The organism is Frankia sp. BMG5.60 (genome assembly GCF_059428125.1).
Window position 1 is genome coordinate 7356788 of the sequence record NZ_CM182091.1, and the last position, 18194, is coordinate 7374981.

The 18194-nt window shown below is 73.8% G+C and carries 16 protein-coding genes; 8 read left to right on the plus strand and 8 right to left on the minus strand.

Features of this window, described 5'->3' with window-relative positions; all coding sequences use genetic code 11:
* Position 1 precedes the first annotated feature (1 nt).
* The 3 genes from AC5R91_RS30150 to AC5R91_RS30160 form a co-directional block, all read right to left on the minus strand.
* Positions 2–1285, minus strand: coding sequence for an aminotransferase class V-fold PLP-dependent enzyme (locus tag AC5R91_RS30150; protein WP_495394674.1), 1284 nt, complete (start codon positions 1283–1285; stop codon positions 2–4).
* A 100-nt stretch (positions 1286–1385) separates the two neighbouring features.
* Positions 1386–2669 (minus strand): L-2-hydroxyglutarate oxidase, encoded by a 1284-nt coding sequence (locus tag AC5R91_RS30155; protein ID WP_495394675.1) that lies wholly within the window; start codon positions 2667–2669, stop codon positions 1386–1388.
* A gap of 198 nt (positions 2670–2867) precedes the next feature.
* A complete protein-coding gene (locus AC5R91_RS30160; RefSeq protein ID WP_495394676.1) occupies positions 2868–4754 on the minus strand; it encodes a glycoside hydrolase family 15 protein in 1887 nt (628 codons plus the stop codon).
* A gap of 372 nt (positions 4755–5126) precedes the next feature.
* Between AC5R91_RS30160 and AC5R91_RS30165 the strand changes: the two genes are divergently transcribed.
* Positions 5127–5525, plus strand: coding sequence for a hypothetical protein (locus tag AC5R91_RS30165; protein WP_495394677.1), 399 nt, complete (start codon positions 5127–5129; stop codon positions 5523–5525).
* 73 nt (positions 5526–5598) lie between these two features.
* Here the strand turns inward: AC5R91_RS30165 and AC5R91_RS30170 are convergent, their stop codons facing one another.
* A complete protein-coding gene (locus AC5R91_RS30170) occupies positions 5599–6147 on the minus strand; it encodes a PGPGW domain-containing protein (protein ID WP_495394678.1) in 549 nt (182 codons plus the stop codon).
* A 490-nt stretch (positions 6148–6637) separates the two neighbouring features.
* Here AC5R91_RS30170 and AC5R91_RS30175 point away from each other — a divergent pair, with 490 nt between their 5' ends.
* The 3 genes from AC5R91_RS30175 (at position 6638) to fabI (ending at position 9275) form a co-directional block, all read left to right on the plus strand.
* Entirely contained in the window at positions 6638–7120 is a 483-nt protein-coding gene (locus tag AC5R91_RS30175; RefSeq protein ID WP_495394679.1) for a cation:proton antiporter regulatory subunit, read from the plus strand.
* A 21-nt stretch (positions 7121–7141) separates the two neighbouring features.
* Entirely contained in the window at positions 7142–8323 is a 1182-nt protein-coding gene (locus AC5R91_RS30180) for a cation:proton antiporter (RefSeq protein ID WP_495394680.1), read from the plus strand.
* Between the two features lie 178 nt (positions 8324–8501).
* Positions 8502–9275 carry an enoyl-ACP reductase FabI gene (gene fabI, locus AC5R91_RS30185; RefSeq protein ID WP_011605641.1) on the plus strand — a complete coding sequence of 258 codons (774 nt, stop codon included), beginning with the start codon at positions 8502–8504 and terminating at the stop codon, positions 9273–9275.
* Between the two features lie 60 nt (positions 9276–9335).
* Here fabI and AC5R91_RS30190 read toward each other — a convergent pair whose 3' ends face one another.
* On the minus strand, positions 9336–12452 hold the full coding sequence (locus AC5R91_RS30190; protein WP_495394681.1) for a pyruvate dehydrogenase: 3117 nt from the start codon (positions 12450–12452) through the stop codon (positions 9336–9338).
* A gap of 244 nt (positions 12453–12696) precedes the next feature.
* Positions 12697–13023: a DUF167 domain-containing protein gene (locus tag AC5R91_RS30195; RefSeq protein WP_495394682.1), complete on the minus strand. Its 327-nt coding sequence runs from the start codon at positions 13021–13023 to the stop codon at positions 12697–12699.
* A 262-nt stretch (positions 13024–13285) separates the two neighbouring features.
* Here AC5R91_RS30195 and fabG point away from each other — a divergent pair, with 262 nt between their 5' ends.
* The 4 genes from fabG (at position 13286) to AC5R91_RS30215 (ending at position 16361) form a co-directional block, all read left to right on the plus strand.
* Complete coding sequence (gene fabG, locus AC5R91_RS30200) at positions 13286–14002, plus strand: 3-oxoacyl-ACP reductase FabG (RefSeq protein ID WP_495394683.1); 717 nt, start codon at positions 13286–13288, stop codon at positions 14000–14002.
* Positions 14003–14351: 349 nt separating this feature from the next.
* Positions 14352–14657, plus strand: coding sequence for a hypothetical protein (locus AC5R91_RS30205; RefSeq protein ID WP_495394684.1), 306 nt, complete (start codon positions 14352–14354; stop codon positions 14655–14657).
* Complete coding sequence (locus AC5R91_RS30210; protein ID WP_495394685.1) at positions 14654–15829, plus strand: ferrochelatase; 1176 nt, start codon at positions 14654–14656, stop codon at positions 15827–15829. Before AC5R91_RS30205 ends, AC5R91_RS30210 begins: the two co-directional genes overlap by 4 nt.
* A gap of 16 nt (positions 15830–15845) precedes the next feature.
* A complete protein-coding gene (locus AC5R91_RS30215; protein WP_495394686.1) occupies positions 15846–16361 on the plus strand; it encodes a DUF3090 domain-containing protein in 516 nt (171 codons plus the stop codon).
* 153 nt (positions 16362–16514) lie between these two features.
* Here AC5R91_RS30215 and AC5R91_RS30220 read toward each other — a convergent pair whose 3' ends face one another.
* Positions 16515–17309 carry an Rv1486c family protein gene (locus tag AC5R91_RS30220; protein ID WP_495394687.1) on the minus strand — a complete coding sequence of 265 codons (795 nt, stop codon included), beginning with the start codon at positions 17307–17309 and terminating at the stop codon, positions 16515–16517.
* Positions 17310–17338: 29 nt separating this feature from the next.
* Entirely contained in the window at positions 17339–18187 is an 849-nt protein-coding gene (locus AC5R91_RS30225; protein WP_495394688.1) for an SGNH/GDSL hydrolase family protein, read from the minus strand.
* Positions 18188–18194: the final 7 nt, after the last annotated feature.

Consider the following 18194-nt stretch of genomic DNA (forward strand, 5'->3'; position numbering starts at 1 on the left):
CTCAGGTACGCGACGGGGAGGTTCCAGGGGCGCGGCTGAGTGCCGCGGCGAGCCGCTCGAAGTCGACCGGATCGTTGTACACGTGGGCGCTCACTCGCAGCACCGGCCCCGCGAGATCACGGCTTCGCTGGAGCGGGATGGCGCTGGTGAGGATCGCATCCTGCCGGTAGAGACGATCACGGACCGCCACGGGGTCCACGCCGGGTGGTGGTTCCAGCGTGACGATGCCGGTCGGCGAGTCCGGCCGCTCGCGCACCCGCCAACCGCCGGCACCGTCCAGGACGCGTCGCCCCTGGGAGGCGAGGTATGCGATGCGGGCGAACACGAGCGGGGGATCGCTGGCGAGCAGCTCGGAAAGCGCTTGGGCGAGACCGACCCGGGAGGCTATCGAGGCCTCACCGATTCCCAGCCGGGCCAGGCCGGGCAGGGGAATCGGCCGGCCATCCTTGCCCCGCCCCATGCTGTACAGACTCGGGACTGCGACGTTGATGCGCTCGGTCAGGTCCCCCCGCACAGCGAGGAAGCCGGTGCCCCGCGGGCCGCACAGCCACTTGCGTGACGTTCCCACGTAGGCGCTGGCGTGGACGTCCGAGACACCGATCTGGCCGAGAGACTGGGCGACGTCGAGGACGAGCGGCACCCCGGCGGCGGCGCAGCGCCTGCCGATCTCGACAGCTGGCTGCACGATGCCGCGTTGGCTGGGGACATGCGGAAAGACGACGAGATCCAGCTCGTCGAGCGCGAGCGGACGGGCTGCCAGGGGGCTGGATATCCCCACTCTGTCGAGGACGTCGAGGTCGATCACGCCCTGCGGGTCGACGGGCAGATCGATCAACTCGAGTGGAACCTGTCGCGTCCGGGCCTCGAGCACGAGCATGTTGGAGCCGTACTCGCTCGGGAGAACTCCGATTCTGGCGCCCGCAGGCAGGGGCCACGCGGTGAGCAGCGCGGCAAAGGCGGTGCTGGCCGAATGGTGAAAGGTGACCTCGTCGGGGCCGAGCCCAGGTCCCAGGAGGTCGGCGAGTGCCGTCCGCGCGGAGTACAGCACCTCGCCGGCCTCCACCTCGGCGACGTACGCGCCGCGTTCGCCTTCGCGCCGCAGGTGGGCGATCTGCGCGTCGAGGGTCGCCTGGCTGGGCCGGGCGGCGGCGGCCGGGTCCAGGTGAGTCACCGCTGAGGCCGGCCGTGCGGCACGCCAACGTCGGGCCAGGTCGGTTCCTGCACGGTCGTCATCCACCGCGTCGGCGAGAACCTCACGCCCCTGGCGGCTCGGCGTCACACTCACCGGACCAGGATCGCATCCATCGAACGGTCCGGACCCGGGGATACGGTCCCCGGGATCCCGGACGGGAATGTCGCCGTGTCGTCCCGGCGAGTGGCAGGTGTCAGCTCGCCGGTTCGGGGACGACCTTGCTGACGATGTGCTCCGCGATGGCGAGCGATGCGGTCGCACCCGGCGACGGCGCGTTGCGCACGTGGACGACCCGACCGGTGTGCGACAGGACGAAGTCGTCGACGAGGCTGCCGTCCCGGGCCACGGCCTGGGCACGAACCCCTGCCGGACCGCGCACCACGTCGGTGGTCCGCAGTTCGGGCACGTAGCGCCGGGCCTCCGCGACGAACGCCCGCTTGCTGACGGTGTGCAGGATCTCCTTCGCGCCGGTCTTCCAGTGCGTCCTGGCCATCTTGTGAAAGCCCGGCCAGGTGAGGGTCCGACGCAGATCGCTGCCCTGAACGGTGCCGACCGTGTAGCCCTCGCGGGCGGTGGCGAGCACCGCGTTGGGCCCGACGAGAACCTCCCCGTCGATCCGCTTGGTGAGGTGGATGCCGAGGAAGGGGTATCGCGGGTCCGGCACCGGATAGATGAGCCCGCGGACGAGGTCCCGCCGCTGCGGGCGCAGCAGCCAGTAGTCACCTCGGAAGGGGACGATCTGAGGGGACGGGTCCTCGCCGGTGAAGGTCGCCACCAGGTCGGACTGCAGCCCCGCGCAGGCGATCAGCAGATCGAACGGACCGACGCGCTCGGAGACGACCGAGACCCGCCCGCCGTCCTGGGAGGCCACCTCGTGGTTGCCGTTGGGTCGGGCGCTGGCGGAGCCGGCGACGGTCAGGCGCAGGTGCACTCCATCCGGTCTCTCGTCCACGCCGATCACCTCGGCGCCGGTGCGCACCGCGCCGCCCGCGGCGATGATCTCCTTGCGGAGCGCCTGCGCGACCCCGGGGTAGTCGACGATCGCGGTGGTGGGGGAGTGCAGGGCGGCGACCCCCCGGGCGTGCGGCTCGATCGTCCGCAGCTCGGCGGTGTCGAGCATGCGGATCCGGGGGACGCCGTTGGCCTCCGCGCGCTTCTCGATCGCGGCCAACCGCTCCAGTTCGCTGTCGTCGACTGCGACGACGACCTTGCCGCACTCGTCGTAGCGGATGTCGTGGGTGTCGCAGAACTCGCGCAGCAGGCCGACGCCGCGCCGGCACAGGGTGGCCTTCAGCGAGCCCGGGACGTAGTAGAGGCCGGCGTGGACGACACCGCTGTTGCGTCCGGTCTGATGCCGGGCGACGTCGGGCTCCTTCTCGAACACGGTCACCGTCGCTCCCGGTTCGACCTGGCCAAGACGCCGGGCCACCGCCAGTCCGAGTATGCCTCCGCCGATCACCGCGATCCGACCTGCCACGCCCCGCCCCCTGCTCCTCGTCGATCGGCTGGAGTCTCCCGCCACGCCGACAGTACGGAACAAGTATCGGCATACACGCTGGGTGACCAACTGATAGTCCGGCCGGCGGCCGTGCGGCGGACCCGGCGCGGCGGACCCGGCGCGGCACGACCCACAGGGCCACGCCACCGCCGTGCCGCCACGCCGCCGCCGGGCGGCTCAGCCGAAGAAGTGGCCCGGCGGGTGCGCGCGGTCGGTGCGCGAGCGGGGCATCCCGCGCAGCGCGTCGGTGAGCGTGCGCGCCGTGTTGACCAGCGGCACGTGGCTGAACGCCTGCGGGAAGTTGCCGGTCATCCGCCCGAGCCGGGGGTCGTACTCCTCGGCGAGCAGGCCGACGTCGTTGCGCAGTGACAGCAGGCGTTCGAACAGCTCCTGGGCCTCGTGCACCCGTCCGGACAGCGCGTAGTTGTCGGCGAGCCAGAAGGTGCAGGCGAGGAAGGCGCCCTCGCCGGCGGGCAGTCCGTCGACCGCGCCGTCCTCGGCGGTCGGGTAGCGCAGGACGAAACCGTCCTCCATCAGTTCCCGTTCGATCGACGCGACCGTGCCGACGACCCGGGGATCGGTCGCCGGCAGGAAGCCGACCAGCGGCATGTACAGCAGCGCCGCGTCGAGCTCGCGGGAGCCGTAGAACTGGGTGAAGGTGTTGCGGTCCGGGTCGAAGCCCCGCGCGCAGACCTCGGTGTGGATCTCGTCGCGCAGCGCGGACCAGCGTTCCACGGGGCCGGGCAGGCCGGACTCGACGATGCCGCGTACGGCCCGGTCGGCCGCGACCCAGGCCATCACCTTCGAGTGGACGAAGTGCCGGCGCGGCCCGCGGACCTCCCAGATGCCCTCGTCGGTCTTGCGCCAGCCGGTCTCCAGGAAGTCCATCAGCTTGGTCTGCAGGGGCCAGGAGTCGTCGCCGTGCTGGTCGGCGAGCGCCTGCCCGCCGGGCAGGACGAGACCGGGCACGGACGGCCGCCGGTTGGCCACCGCGACCCGCGCGACGTGCAGGGCGTCGAGGACCTCGCCGTAGACGTCGAGCTGGAACTGGTCGACGGCGGCGTTGCCGACCCGGACGGGGGAGGAGTTCTCGTAGCCGGCGAGCCAGGGGACCTCGTACTCGGGCAGCCGGCGTTCCCCCCCGACGCCGTACATGATCTGTACCCGGGACGGGTCGCCCGCGACCGCGCGCAGCAGCCATTCCCGCCAGGCGGTCGCCTCGCTGGTGAACCCTGCGTCGAGCAGGGCGAGCAGGGTGATGGTCGCGTCACGCAGCCAGCAGTACCGGTAGTCCCAGTTGCGCACCCCGCCGATGTGCTCCGGCAGGGAGGTGGTGACGGCCGCGACGATGCCGCCGGTCGGGGCGTAGGTCAGTGCCTTGAGGGTGATCAGCGAGCGGCGCACGGCGGGCTGCCACTGGCCGTCGTAGGTGCACCCGGCCATCCAGTCCGACCACCACGCCTCGGTGAGGGTGATCATGCGGCGGACGTCGTGGACCGGCGGCGGCGTCTGGTGCGACGGCGTCCAGGTCAGGGAGAAGGGCACCGACTGGCCGGCCGCGACGTGGAAGTCGGCGTAGGTGGCCATGTCGTGCCCCTCCATCGGGGCGGTGGTGCGCAGGGTGACGGCGTCGGGGCCGGCGACGGCGGACATGGTGTGCTCGTCGACGCGGCGCACCCACGGCACGATCGAGCCGTAGTCGAATCGGAACCGGGTCTCCGAGCGCATGTGGACGGCGCCCTCGAGACACTCGACGAGGCGTAGCACCGTGTGGGTGCCGGCGTGCGGGAACATCGCGTCGACGATGCGCACGGTGCCGGAGGCGGTGGTCATGTCCGTCTCCAGCACCAGGGTGTCGCCGCGGTAGCGGCGGCTGACGCCGAGGACCGGCTCGACCGGGGCGATCTGCCAGTGCCCGTCGTCGGCGTCACCGAGCAACGCGGCAAAGCAGGACGGCGAGTCGAACCGGGGCAGGCACAGCCAGTCGATCGAGCCCGTGCGCGCCACGAGTGCCGCGGAGTGGGTGTCGCCGATCAGCGCGTAGTCCTCGATCAGGGATGGCACGACCTGTTCCTCGCTCCCATGGTTCGCTGGTCGCGATCATCGGACGGTGATGATCGCCGGATGTGGGATGAACGCCGTTGTCGGCGTCATCGGATGTGGCCCATCGCGTGTGGCCCGTCGTTGGGCCCGATCGTGGGCGGGCGCCGCCGGTCGACGGTGCGCCGATGCGCGTGCCCTGGGCGGGCTCGCGCCCCCCGCCCGGCAGGTGAGCCGGACGGGGGAAGCGGTCACACGTGGCGAAGGTCGCCGAGCCTCACAAAGGCGTTCACCTTACGGACTGCGCCGGCCGGCTAGTTTGGGGGTCCGGACTTCGTGGTGGTCCACCCGTAATCCGGACCAGATTTCCTTCCCCAATGTGACAGGACTCACGACGTGGTCTCTTCATCGCCCACCGCCGCCACCCGCGCCGTGCGGTATCTGGCCGACCCGCGGCGCCGCACGGCGGTGGTGGCGATCACCCTGGCGGCCATCGGCCTGATCGCGTTCGGGATCTACGCGACGGTGAGCGGGCCACCCCCCAAGCAGGAGGCCGTGGTCTACTTCACCCCGGAGGCGACGACGGCGCAGAAGGAGGCCGTGCGCGCCGCGTGTCCGTCGGTGGGCCGCGCGATCCAGTTGCCGAAGGACCGCAACAGCCTCGCCGTCAGCAGGGCGTATCCGCTGCGCTACGACGTCGCGAAGGCGTCGACGGCCGACCGCGCGGCACTATACAGGTGCGTGAGCAGCCAGCCGGGCGTGAACGGCATGAGTCAGGAGACCCAGGGCCAGTGACGCCCGCGCCGTAGGGCGTGCCGGGGAAGTCGCGTGCCGGGGAGTCACGTGCCGGGGAGTCACGTGCCGGGGATCAGCCGGGACGTCGGGCCGGGTCCTGAGCCGCCTCGCCGGCGTGGTCCCGCTCCTGCCGGTCTCCGTCGGGCTCGCCGGCCGCCGGCTCCTGCTCCTGGTCCTCGCGCTGCTCGAGGAGTTCGGCGGGGGTGGGCAGGCCGGCGTCCCGCGCCTGTTTGGCCTGCCAGAGGCTGACGATCATCGTGGCCAGCACCACGAGTCCGCTGAAGATCAGGCTGCCGCCGGTCCAGGGCGACGAGGCCGGCAGGGTGTCGACGACGATCCAGGCGATGCCCGCTGCGATCATGCCGAGCCCGAACAGGATCGTGAACGCCGAGGAGAACCGGTTGGCGGCCGCCTGATCGGCGAGGTCTGCCGCCTTGCGCCGGGCCCGCTCGAAGCGGCTGCGCGCCCACTCGTACTCCAGGCTGAGGATGAAGAACCCGAGGGCGACCACGAGGAAGCCCGGACCGGGCAGGACGAGCATCGCTATGCCGACGCCGAGGACCACGATCCCCAGCACGGTGAGGGCGATCCTGCGCAGCAGTCGGGCGCTTCGGTTCAGCACAGGCGGCGACTCTCCCTGGACGGGGTGGGACGGGGCGGGTGGGACGGGATGGGATGGGGACGGGTGGGACGGGATGCGCGCAGGTCTCCACGGGTCCATGGTGGTTCCCGGTGGCGGTGGTTCCCGGCGCCGGTTGCGGCCATGACCTCCGGGCGGATGCCGTCCGGGCGTCATCGACTTCGTCGTCGCTACCCCGTAGCAACGCGCCGCGCGCCACAATCGTGGCCCGAATCGCCGAGCCCGGCTCCGTGACCTGAGCCGCGTTCCCGCCCGAGGCGCTGCGTGACGTCGCCGGGCATCGCGCCGGCCGCCCGACCCCTACGTGACATCTCGTGACGATTATCTGTCGCCGCGTTGCCGAAGCTTTCTCGTTTTGGGGCCAGCGCCGCGAACCAGGAGCGTCCCCGGATCGTTCGTTAGGGTGGCATAAGGCGGCTCACCAGGAGCTTCCTGCGGACGAGCGGGCCAACAAGGCGCGGAGAGGGTTGTTGTGGAGATCGAGGAGACCGCGCTCCCTGGCATCGGGTTGCGGCACGACTTCCAGACGCGCAGTGGCCGTCGGCTTGGGGTCGTGTCCCATCATCACGGGCGGCGTGATCTTGTCATCTACGATCCCGACGATCCCGACTCCTCCCGGGACTCCATTCCGCTCACGGCGGAGGAGAGCGACGCGCTCTCGGAGCTGCTGGGCGCGCCGCACATCGTCGAGAAGCTGGCCGACATCAGCAGCGCGTTCGCCGGGCTGGTCGGCGAGCAGATCGCGATCCTGCCCGACTCGCCCTTCGCGGGCCGCCCGCTGGGCGACACCCAGGCCCGCACCCGCACCGGCGCGTCCATCGTCGCCGTCGTCCGCGACCAGATCGTCCACGCCTCCCCCCGGCCGGACTTCCGGTTCGAGGCCGGGGACATCGTGGTCGTCGTCGGGACCCCGGAGAACACGGCGTCCGTCGCCGCGTTGCTCCACTCCGGCTGACGAGCGGGCTGGCCGGATCGAGTGCATTCCACCGCGACGACCTTCCTCGAGCTCGGGGGAGTTCTGTTCTCCCTCGGCATCCTCGGACATCTGGCGCTGCGCGTCGGAATCTCCCCCATCCCGCTCTATCTCGTCGGTGGCCTGGCGTTCGGTCACGGCGGGCTGCTGCCGCTCGGCGCCAGCGAGGAGTTCATCAGCGTCGGAGCCGAGATCGGCGTCGTCCTGCTGCTGCTCACCCTCGGGCTGGAGTACACCGCCAGCGAGCTGCTGTCCGGCCTGCGTAAACAGGCCCGCGCCGGGGTCTTCGACCTCGTCCTGAACGCCACCCCGGGCGTCGTGGCCGCGTTCGTGCTGGGCTGGGGTCCGACGGCGGCGGTGGTCCTCGGCGGGGTGACGGCGATCTCCTCGTCCGGGATCATCGCGAAGGTCCTCGGCGACCTCGGGCGGCTCGGTAACCGGGAGACGCCGGTCGTGCTGTCCGTCCTCGTGCTCGAGGACCTGGCGATGGCCGTGTACCTGCCGATCCTGACCGCGCTGCTGGCCCACCACAGCTTCGCCCGCGGGTCGCTGACGGTGGCGATCGCCCTCGGCCTGCTCGTCGCCGTCCTCTACGTCGCGCTGCGGCACAGCGACAAGGTGACCCGCCTGGTGTTCAACCCGTCGGCGGACCGCGACGACGAGGTCCTGCTGCTACGGGCGCTGGGGCTGGCGCTGCTCGTGGCCGGGCTCGCCCAGCGGATGCAGGTGTCCTCCGCCGTCGGAGCGTTCCTCGTCGGCATCGCCCTGTCCGGTCCCGTGGCCGAGGGGGCGCAGGAGGTGCTCCGACCGCTGCGGGACCTGTTCGCGGCCGTCTTCTTCGTCTTCTTCGGCATGCAGACGGCCCCCGCCGACATTCCCCCGGCGTTGCTCGCCGGATCGCTGCTGGCGCTTGCCGGAGTCGTGACAAAGGTCATGACGGGGTGGTGGGCGGCCCGCTCCGCCGGGATCGGGACGATGGGCCGGTTCCGGGCGGGCGCGGCCCTGGTCGCGCGCGGCGAGTTCTCGATCGTGATCGCCGGTCTCGCCGTGGCGGCCGGCATCGAACCGAAACTGGGCCCCCTCGCCGCCTGCTATGTGCTGCTCATGGCGATTATCGGCCCGCTGGCCGCCCGTTTCGTCGAGCCGGTGACCCGCACCGCCCGCCGCCGACTGAGCCGCTCCTGATCACCGGTCCGCGGCTTCGTCTCGACGAGCCCACAACGGTTGGTCCACGTTCTCGCGATATCGGGTGGGGCCCTCCGTGTGCCGTTCGCCGGCCGCGGCGCCGTCCGACCGGAACGGGGGCAGACTTCCGGGCCCGGGTGTGCCCACTCGGGCGGCCATGTTTGGCAGGATGCGGCCCATGAGCGGACTTCTCGAAGGTAAGCGCGTTCTCGTCACCGGTGTTCTCACGGAAGCATCGATCGCGTTCAGCGTTGCCCGCATCGCGCAGGAACAGGGCGCGCAGGTGGTTCTCTCCGGATTCGGACGTGGCCTGTCGCTGACGCGGCGCATTGCCAAGCGCCTGCCCAGCGAGGCGCCGGTCGTCGAGCTGGACGTCACCGACGAGGAGCAGTTGGCCGGACTCGCCGGGCGGGTGCTGGAACACGTAGACGGTCTGGACGGGGTGCTGCACGCGATCGGTTTCGCCCCCGAGTCGGTCCTCGGCGGCAAACCGTTCGTCGAAGCCGCCTGGTCCGAGGTCGGCACTGCCCTGCAGGTGTCGACCTGGTCGCTGGCCTCCCTGACCCGGGCGGCCCTGCCGCTGTTCGGGGAGCGGGCGTCGGTGGTGGGCCTCGACTTCGACGCCTCCGTCGCCTGGCCGTCCTACGACTGGATGGGCGTCGCCAAGGCGGGGCTGGCGTCCACGGCCCGTTACCTCGCCCGCGACCTCGGCCCGCGCGGCGTCCGGGTGAACCTGGTGGCGGCCGGCCCGCTGCGCACGATGGCGGCCAAGAGCATCCCGGGGTTCAGCCAGTTCGAGGACGTCTGGGACGGACGGGCGCCGCTGGGCTGGAGCGTCCACGACACGACGCCCGCGGCCCAGGCGTGCGTGGCGCTGCTGTCGGACTGGTTCCCGGCGACCACCGGCGAGATCGTCCACGTCGACGGCGGCGTCCACGCGGTCGGCGTCTGACGCGGCCGCCCGCGCCGGGCCGACCGGCGGGCGTTGTGGCCGAGGTCGGCCCGGCGCCGATCAGCCGGCGGTGGCCGCCTCGTCGAGCAGGTCCAACGCCGTTCCGACGATCACGTCCACCGTGACGGGTGCGGCCCCCGGCCGGACCGCCGCCCCGGCGGCGTCCGGCGGCGGCGCGGCCGAGCCGAGCGTCGAGATCGGATCGCCGTGCACGCCCGCCAGGAAGCTCAGCGCCCGCGGATCGCCGTCGACGACGGTGACCATCGGACACCGCCGGTCGGCCGGGAAGAGCTCGGCGAGCAGCGCGTCCGACCCCTCGGCCAACCCGCGGCGGGCCTGCAGGGCCTGGAAGACTGCTCCCGGCGAGGTCAGGCAGACCACGCTCACCTCGTGGCCGAGCCCGGAGCGCAACTCCGCCGCGGCACGCAGCACCTCCGGCATGACCGGGCCGACACCGACCAGGGTGATCGCGGCTGCCGGCCCGCCCTCGTGCAGCCGGTAGCCGCCGGCGAGCACCAGGGCGCGACGGCGGCGCCAGCCGTCCGCGTCCACCGGGAGCTCGGCGAGCCGCTGGTCCACCGGGCGGGCGGAGAGCTGGATCAGGCTGGAGGCCCCGTCGAGCCGGGCCAGCCGGCCGAGCCCCGCCAGCAGGCACCACGCGAGATCGTGGGCGAACGCCGGCACCCAGGTCGTCGCGATCCCGGCCGGGGCGCCGTCGCCGCCGTTCCAGGCCAGGGCGCGGGTGACCGGGTCGAGTCCGGTGTCGGCCACCGCCAGCACGGAGCGGGCGTCGGCGCTGCCGCCGGCGAGCCAGCCGGGCAGCACCCGACCTGCCGACACCTCGTCGGCGACCCCGATGGGCAGCAGCGGCAGGCCCTGCCGGCTCCAGGCCACCCCCAACGAGCCGAGAACCCCGCCGAAGGCCGCCGCCGACAGGCCGCCGGCCACATGCCGCCCCGCCGGGGCACCGCCGTCGCCGTCGCCGTCGCCGTCGCCATCGCCGTCGTCCGCGCCGGCCGGCCGCATCAGGTCGGTCACGCCCCCCACACCGCCGGCGTCGTGCGCACCGCCCATGCCGCGGCCCATGCCGCTGCCGCCGCCCATGCCGCTGCCGCTGCCCACGCCGCCGGACGCCGCGCCGTTCGCCGCCGCGGGCATCCCATTCGCCGGCGATCCACCACCACCGCCGGCCGACGCGGTGATCGCCCGCTCGGCCCTGCCGGCGGGGTCGGTGGTGCTGCCGGGCGCCGCCATACCGCCGTCGGCAGGCTCTCCGGCGGCGGCCAGCCAGCCGGCGAGCACGGGATCGGCGGCCCGGGTGCTGATCGTGACCACCGCGGCCGCCGCCTGCGGGGCGAGCCGCGGCAGATCCCGCAGCAGGTCCCCGAACGCCTCCTGGGTGGAGATCCGTTCCGGGAAGCGGCGGGCGGCGGCGTGTGCGGGCACCGGGGCGGGACCGCGCAGCGGCACCGGAGCACGGTCGAGGTAACGCGCGACGTGGCGGGCGAGCCGCCGCGCCGCCGGATCCTGCGGCAGGGCGACGACCGCCCCGTCGACGTCGGCCGCCGGACCGGCCCCGTTGCGGGAGGCGAGCTGCGCGGCCGCCGGCGCGGGCGGGTCGCGGCGGCTGGCGTCCGTAGCCGGGTACGGGTCGTCCGCCGGCGCGAGCCGGTCGCCGGTGTAGGCGAACAGCACGGTGGGCCGGTCCGCGGCCACCTCGTCGAAGGCGTCGATCAGCAGCGGGATGTCGTGCCCGCCCAGATCGCCCAGGCAGGCGAGGATCTGCTCGTCGGTGAGGGTGTCCAGCAGTCGGCTGATGCCGGCGCCGGCCGTGCCCGGCCCGGCGAGGCGGCGGCGCAGGTCCGCCCCGCGGGCGTGCAGCAGGTCCCGGAACTCGGCCGGAGTGAGCAGGTCGAGTCGGGACCGCAGTGCGTGGCCGCCGGGCGCTCGGAACAGCGCCTCGAGCCGGCGGCCGTACCGCACGGTCAGGACCTGCCAGCCGGCCGCCTCGAACAGCCGCGCCGCGCGGGCCGGCCCGCCGATCCCGCCGGGGCCGCCGGTGGCGGCGGACACGCCGGTCCCGGTCACCATCACCACCCAGAGGAGCTCACCGAGATGGGCGGCCCGCTCGTCGGCGATCGTCTCCCAGACGGCCGGGTCGCGTAGCTCGGCGTAGTCGATCAGGCAGATCTGGCGCCCCTGCGGGGTGCGGTCGAAGCGCTCGCCGGCGTACCGGCGGGCCAGCGCCGCCCACACCGTTCCGCTCGGCCCGACGTTGCCGGCGCCCAGCACGCGTAGGGGGCGGGAGTCCGCCGAGGGCGGCGCGCTGCCGGGCGGCAGCCAACCGGCCGGCGGGTCGCCCGCCGCCGGCCCGCCGATCGGGTCGCCGGCCACCCGCGCGTCCTCGAGCACGTGATGGACGGCGTGGATCAGCGCGGCGGCCCGGGGCGTCACACTGACCCGGTCCTCGGCGCGCAGTGCGTCGAACCACAGGACGGTGGCGATGCTCGAGGCCGCGGCCACCCCCGCCCGCTCGCTGCGAGCGGCGGCCGGGGAGCGCCGCCCGGAGCGCACGCCGTCCTCGACGGCCGCGGTGGCGGTGGCACGCAGCCGACGCTCCACTGCGGCCAGCGCGGCGAGATCGAGCACCCCACCCGGCGGGCCCGGCGTGACCGGTTCCGTTGCGCTGTCGGCGATCATGTCCGGTCTGCCGTGCCCGGGCGGCCCGTGGGGCGCGGCCGGCACCACGGCGCCCGGCACCGCCGGCGGTCCCGCGCGCTCCCCGGCGTCGGCGGGCCAGGGGCGGCGAGCGGCGGCCGGCGACATCACCATGGAGTCCTCGTCTCGATCTTGCTGGATGTCCGCGCCGGATCGCAGGGGCGGGCGGGCCGGGGGAATCGCGCCGTCCTCCTGGCCCGGTCGGGGGGCGTCCGGCGCGGCGATGTCCGGGGTGTCGGGGATGTCCGGGGTGTCAGGGACGGATGCTGTGGTGTCTGGGACGTCTGTGGTGTCTGGGACGTCTGTGGTGTTCGGGACGTCCGTGGTGCCGTGGACGTGTGCGGTGTCGGGGATATCCGGGATGTCTGGTCCCATGGTCAGCTCCCCCCGACCCGCATGCGCCCGCAGGGCGTCCGCCGGTCTGACTTCCGGCCTGCGCATGACCGGCCTTCGTCCCACGACACCGACCTCCCAATGTCCGGACGTGCGGTGCGGGCCGGAGGTTGCGCCGCCGGCCGGATCGGCGACACACGTCCACTACGCGCGGCAGGCCCACGTCCGGCGTCCCGTTTCATGGTGGTCGCACCATTTCAGCATCTGTGGGCGGTTGCGGTGCCGCGGGCCGGACTCCGCCGACCCCGCGGCGCCGGTGCGCGCCCCACCGGCGACGCCCCGGCTCCACCGTCCGGCCGGGCGGGACCCGTCAGCCCGTCGTGGTGCTGGCCGTCCCATCGAGGTCGCCGGCGGCGAGCAGGCGGTCGAGGATGGCGCGGAGGGCCGGTTCGTCCGCTGGGGGCGTGGTGAGCTCGACGGTCTTGACCCGGCTCGTGGCCCCGCGGACGAGCCGTACCTGCGTGCGGCGCAGGCCGAGGGCCCCGGCCAGGGCGCGCAGGGCGGCCTCGGTCGCCCGGCCGTCGACGGCCCGTTCGGTCACCCGGACGATCAACATCGAACCCGCCCGCGGATCCGTCCAGCGTCCGCCCACGGCGGCTCGTCCGGAGCCCGGTTGGACCCGGATCGTCACCCGCATGGCTGCTATCGTCCCGCACCGTCGCACCGTCGCACCGTCGCACCGTCGCACCGTCGCACCGTCGCACCGTCGCACCGCGCGAACTCGTGTCGCGGCGTGACGATGAGGGTGACCCCGACACCACGTGTCTGCGGCGCCGACGCGGGCGCAGTGCCACCAAGGGGTGACCGCGGGGGTGATGGTTCCCCGCGGTCCTCCGGGATGTGTGTGTCGTCGGCCGGGAAGGTCCGGAGGCGGTGTATCGGCCGGCTACTATCCGGCCATGGTCGAAAACGAGGGTCGCGTGGCCCTGGTGACGGGTGGTAACCGCGGCATCGGCGCCGCCTGCGCGGTCGCGCTCGCCGCCGCGGGGGACCGGGTCGCGGTCGCCAGCCGCGGCGGTTCCGCCCCCGAGGGCATGCTCGGCGTCCGGATGGACGTCGCCAACACCGAGAGCGTCGACAAGGCGTTCGCGGAGGTCGAGGCCGAGTTCGGCCCGGTCGAGATCGTCGTGTCGAACGCGGGCATCGTGCGCGACACCCTGCTCGCCACCATGAGCGAGGACGCCTTCCAGGAGGTCGTCGACACGAACCTGCTCGGCGCCTACCGGGTGGCCAAGCGGGCGGCGCGGCCGATGATGCGGCTGCGCCGCGGGCGGCTCATCTTCGTCTCCTCCGTCGTCGCGTCCACCGGCGGGCCCGGGCAGTCCAACTACGCCGCCTCCAAGGCCGGCCTGATCGGTTTCGCCCGGTCCCTCGCCCGGGAGCTGGCACCCCGCAACATCACCGCCAACGTCGTCGCCCCCGGCCCGATCCGCACGGACATGACCGACGCACTGACCGAGGCCCAGCGGGCGGCGCTCACCGCCCAGGTGCCCGGCGGGCGGATGGGTGAGCCGGCGGACGTCGCCGCCCTCGTCGCCTTTCTGGCCTCGCCCCAGGCCGGGTACATCAGCGGTGCGTTGATCCCGGTCGACGGCGGCCTGAGCATGGGGCACTGATCTCCAGCCTGGTTGGCCGCGACCGGGCGCCAGGGCCGGCCGTCCCCTCGTCCCAGGCGGACAGTTCCGACAGCCGATAGGACCAACTCGTCAAGCCGGTCACCGGCCCGCGTGGCCGCAGGCCACGGCGCCGGCCCGCGCGGGCCGGGCTCCGCCGGCGCACGCCGGCCGGGCCCGCCGGTGGGTGAGGGACGTCGCCGACGGATATCGTGGGTGGCGGAGCGTTGCCGCGCGCCGTCGAGCCGTGGCCGTGCGCGGCGGCCGGCGTCACACGGCGCCGGTCCTGGCCCGCCGCCCTCGTCCCGGGTGGTGGCGCCGAGGCCGCCGCAGCCACGAAGGGGTGGGTCCGATGAGCGTGATCCGGGTGGAACCGCGCGGTGGCCGCGACTTCGACGTGGAGGTCGCCGAGGAGACCTCGCCGGGCGTGCCCGGGCTCTCCTTCTCGTTCCGGGTCAGCGTCGACGACGCGGTGCTCGCCGCGAGCGGGACCGGGGTCGGCGACGAGCCGGGGATGATTGCCCTGGTCCGCGCGTCGTTCGAGTACCTGCTGACTCGGGAACCGGCGGGAGCGATCCTGCCGGAGTTCGAGCTGTCGACCATCGGCCGCTACTTTCCGACCTACCCGGCCGACCTCGCCAACCGCGTGCCGCGATGACCACGACGCCCGGGACGCCCGGGGTGCCGCCCGCCGCCAGCGACGTCGACGCGTTGCTGCTGGTGTCCTTCGGCGGCCCCGAGGGCCCCGACGACGTGCTGCCGTTTCTGCGTAACGTGACGGCCGGGCGGGATGTGCCGCGGTCGCGGCTCGAGGTCGTCGCCGAGCAGTACCGGATGTTCGGCGGACGCAGCCCGCTCAACGACCAGAACCGTGCACTGGCCGAGGCTCTGCGGGCGGAGCTGCCCGGCCTGCCCGTCTACTGGGGCAACCGCAACTGGGCGCCCTACCTGACCGACACGGTCGCCGAGATGGCGGCTGCCGGGATCCGCCGGGCGGCCTGCTTCGTCACCTCGGCGTTCTCGTCGTACTCGGGCTGCCGCCAGTACCGGGAGAACCTGGCTGCGGCGCTCGCCGCGCTTCCGCCGACCCTCGTCGCCCCGGAGCTGGTCAAGCTGCGCCTGTTCTTCGACCATCCCGGCTTCGTGGAGCCGATGGTCGACCGGTGCGTCGCCGCGCTGGCCGAGCTGCCCGAGAAGGCGCATGCCGACGCCCACCTGCTGTTCACCGCGCATTCCCTGCCGCTGTCGCAGGCGCAGGCCAGCGGTCCTCGCGGCGACGCCTACCCGCGCCAGCTACGCGCCGTGGCGGGGGTGATCGCCGCCGGGGTCGAGCGTGTCACCGGGGTCCGCCATCCCGTCGAGCTGGCCTACTGCAGCCGCAGCGGACCGCCGGCGGTGCCCTGGCTGGAGCCGGACGTGGGCGATCGGCTGGTCGAGCTCGCCGGCGCCGGGGCGGTGGGCGCCGTCGTCGTGCCGCTCGGCTTCGTCAGCGATCACATGGAGGTCGTCTACGATCTCGACGTGCTCGCCGCGCAGCGGGCGGCGCAGGTCGGGCTGCCCGTGGCGCGCGCCGGCACGGTGGGCACCGACCCGCGGTTCGTCGCGATGGTGGGGGAGCTCGTCGAGGAGATCCGGAATCCGGACCTGCCTCGCCGGGCGCTGACCGAGTTCGGACCGTGGCCGCAGGGGTGCGCCGCGCACTGCTGCGTGCCGCCGCGGCGACCACATCGCGCCATTCAGGACGCCGCGGAGGGTGGACGGCGTGCGGATGCGGCGATACTGATGGGGAACGACGCAACCAGCACCGGACGACGAGGCGAACGAAGGTAACGGAGCGATCGGAGATATGCAGCGCTACGTGTTCGAAACCCCGGAGCGGTTCGTGGTGGGAACGGTGGGCCAGCCCGGTGACAGGGTCTTCTTCCTGCAGGCCGCCGGCCGGGGGCAGGTCGTGACCGTGGGCCTGGAGAAGACCGAGGTCACAGCGCTCGCCGAAGGGCTGAACACGCTGCTCGGCCAGGTCGGCCAGACCCAGGGGATACCGCTTCCGGCCGCCTCGGACGTCGAGATCGATCTCGCCCCGCTGGACGCGCCGTTTCAGGAGGACTTCCACCTGGGGCAGCTCACCGTCTCCTGGGACGGCCACCGGGTGTTCGTCGAGGCGGCCGGGATCTCGCCCGGGGAGATCCGGCTGCCCGAGAGCGAGGACGAGCTCGACTCGCTGCGGGTCGGCCTGTCGATCCGGCAGGCCCGGGCCTTCATCGAGCGGGCCCGTACGATCGTCGCCGCCGGTCGCCCGGCGTGCGTCCTGTGCGGTCGCCCCGACGACCCCGCGGGCCACTTCTGCCCCCGGCTGAACTGACCGGCCCCGCCGATTCACCCGGTGCCGGGCCGTCCGGCCCGGTCCACTGAGGCCGTTTCACCTGAGGCCGTTTCATCTCGGGCTGGTTGACCTCGACCTGTTTCACCTCGGGTCGTTTCGCATCGGGGCTGGTCCGCCTCCGGCAGAGCCGGTTCAGTGCGGCGGCGGAACCGTCGCGCAGGACGGGTCGAACGCGTCATAGGCTGCCTCGTAGGCGCGCCGCACCGCCGCGGACAGGCTGCGCAGGGCCGCCGTTCGCCGCGCGATCTCATGGGCCGTCACCGCGGCACCATCGTCGCGGGCCGCCAGGTCCAGCAGGGTCGACAGTCGCTCCGCCCGGGCGAGCAGGGCGTGGGCGGCCGACGGGTGGCCCGGACCGAGCCCCGGCCCCGGTTCCTCCTCGCCGCGGTCGCGCAGCAGGGCGAGCACCTCGGGGCGGGCGCTGGCGATGTCCAGGTGCACCAGGGCGGCCGTCGTCGTGCGGATCGCGTCGCTGAGGTCATGCTCGGCGGCGCGCAGCCCGGCGCCGGGCGGCGGCACCCGGGCCGCCGGCAGCACCCGCCAGTGCACCGACTCCAGCCGGCCCTCCAGCGCCGGACCGTGCACGACGACGCTGGGGACGAGCAGCAGCGGCGGGGTCGGCCCGACGACGAGGACGGCCTCACCCGCGGTGATCGCGTCGCGGTTCACCTCCGGCGGGCCGGGCAGGCCGGCGACGTCACCCGGAGCGGGCAGGACGAGGCGCAGCCGCTGCGCGCCGGCCGTGCGCAGCGCGCCCAGACCGAGGACGAGCGGCTCGTCGCCGAGGGTGTGCGGCGCCGCCTCGCCGCCGAGCGCGCGATGCACCTGCGTGATGACGTCGTCCAGTCCGACGAGCCCGGCAAGCCATGCGTTGCCCCAGCCGGTGAGGACGCCGGACCGGGGCGAGGCTGACAGGGCGGGAAGCACATTGCCTACCGTAGGCAATCGAGGGGGTCTCAGGCGCGCCGAGGGTGGCTCACGAGCTGATTTTCCGTGTGATAGGCGTGCCGGTAGCCGCCGGTGAGGCACCGCCCGGCGAGCCAGGGCAGGCCGACGCTGAGCAGCCAGTAGGAGTGCCGGAGCGCGCCCGGGGCCGTGACCTCGGCGTCCGGGCCGCCCGCGGCATCTGGCCCGGACGGCGCACCGACAAGTGGTACCCCGGCCTGGGCGAGCCGGAGGGCGAACGCCTGCGCGATCAGTCGGTGCCCGTGCGGCCCCGGATGGACCCGGTCGACGTCGAAGCTGGACCGGTGGCGCACGGCCGGATGACGCCCGAGGTCGACGACGAGCACCCCGGGATCGGCCCGGGCGGTGGCGCGCACGGCGGCGTTGAGGCGTCCGACCCGGTAGGCGAGCACGCGGGCCAGTGGCGCCGGCAGCGGCAGCAGCCGGCCGGGGTCGGGCAGGGTCGCGGTGAGCACGACCGCCCCACCCGCGCGCAGCCGGCTCACCGTCCAGACCAGGTCCTGACGCACGCGCAGCGGGTCGAACGTCCGCTTGAGCACGTCGTTCATGCCCGCGACCACGGTGGCCACCTGCGGGTCGCAGGTGAGCGCGACCGGTAGTTGGCGGGTGCGCACGTCGTGGGCCGTCGCGCCGGTCGTGGCGAGGTTGGTGTAGTCGACGGCGCCGGGCGGTCCGAGGCGTTCGGCGAGCCGGGCGGCGAAGCCTCGGCCGTGGGTGGCGGTGCGGCGGTCCTCGCGGCCCATGGTGACTCCGTCACCCAGCCCGACGGTGATGCTGTCGCCCAACGCGACGAAACGCGTCGCCGGCGGGGGGCACCGGCCTGACCGGGCTGCGGCCATCGGTGGT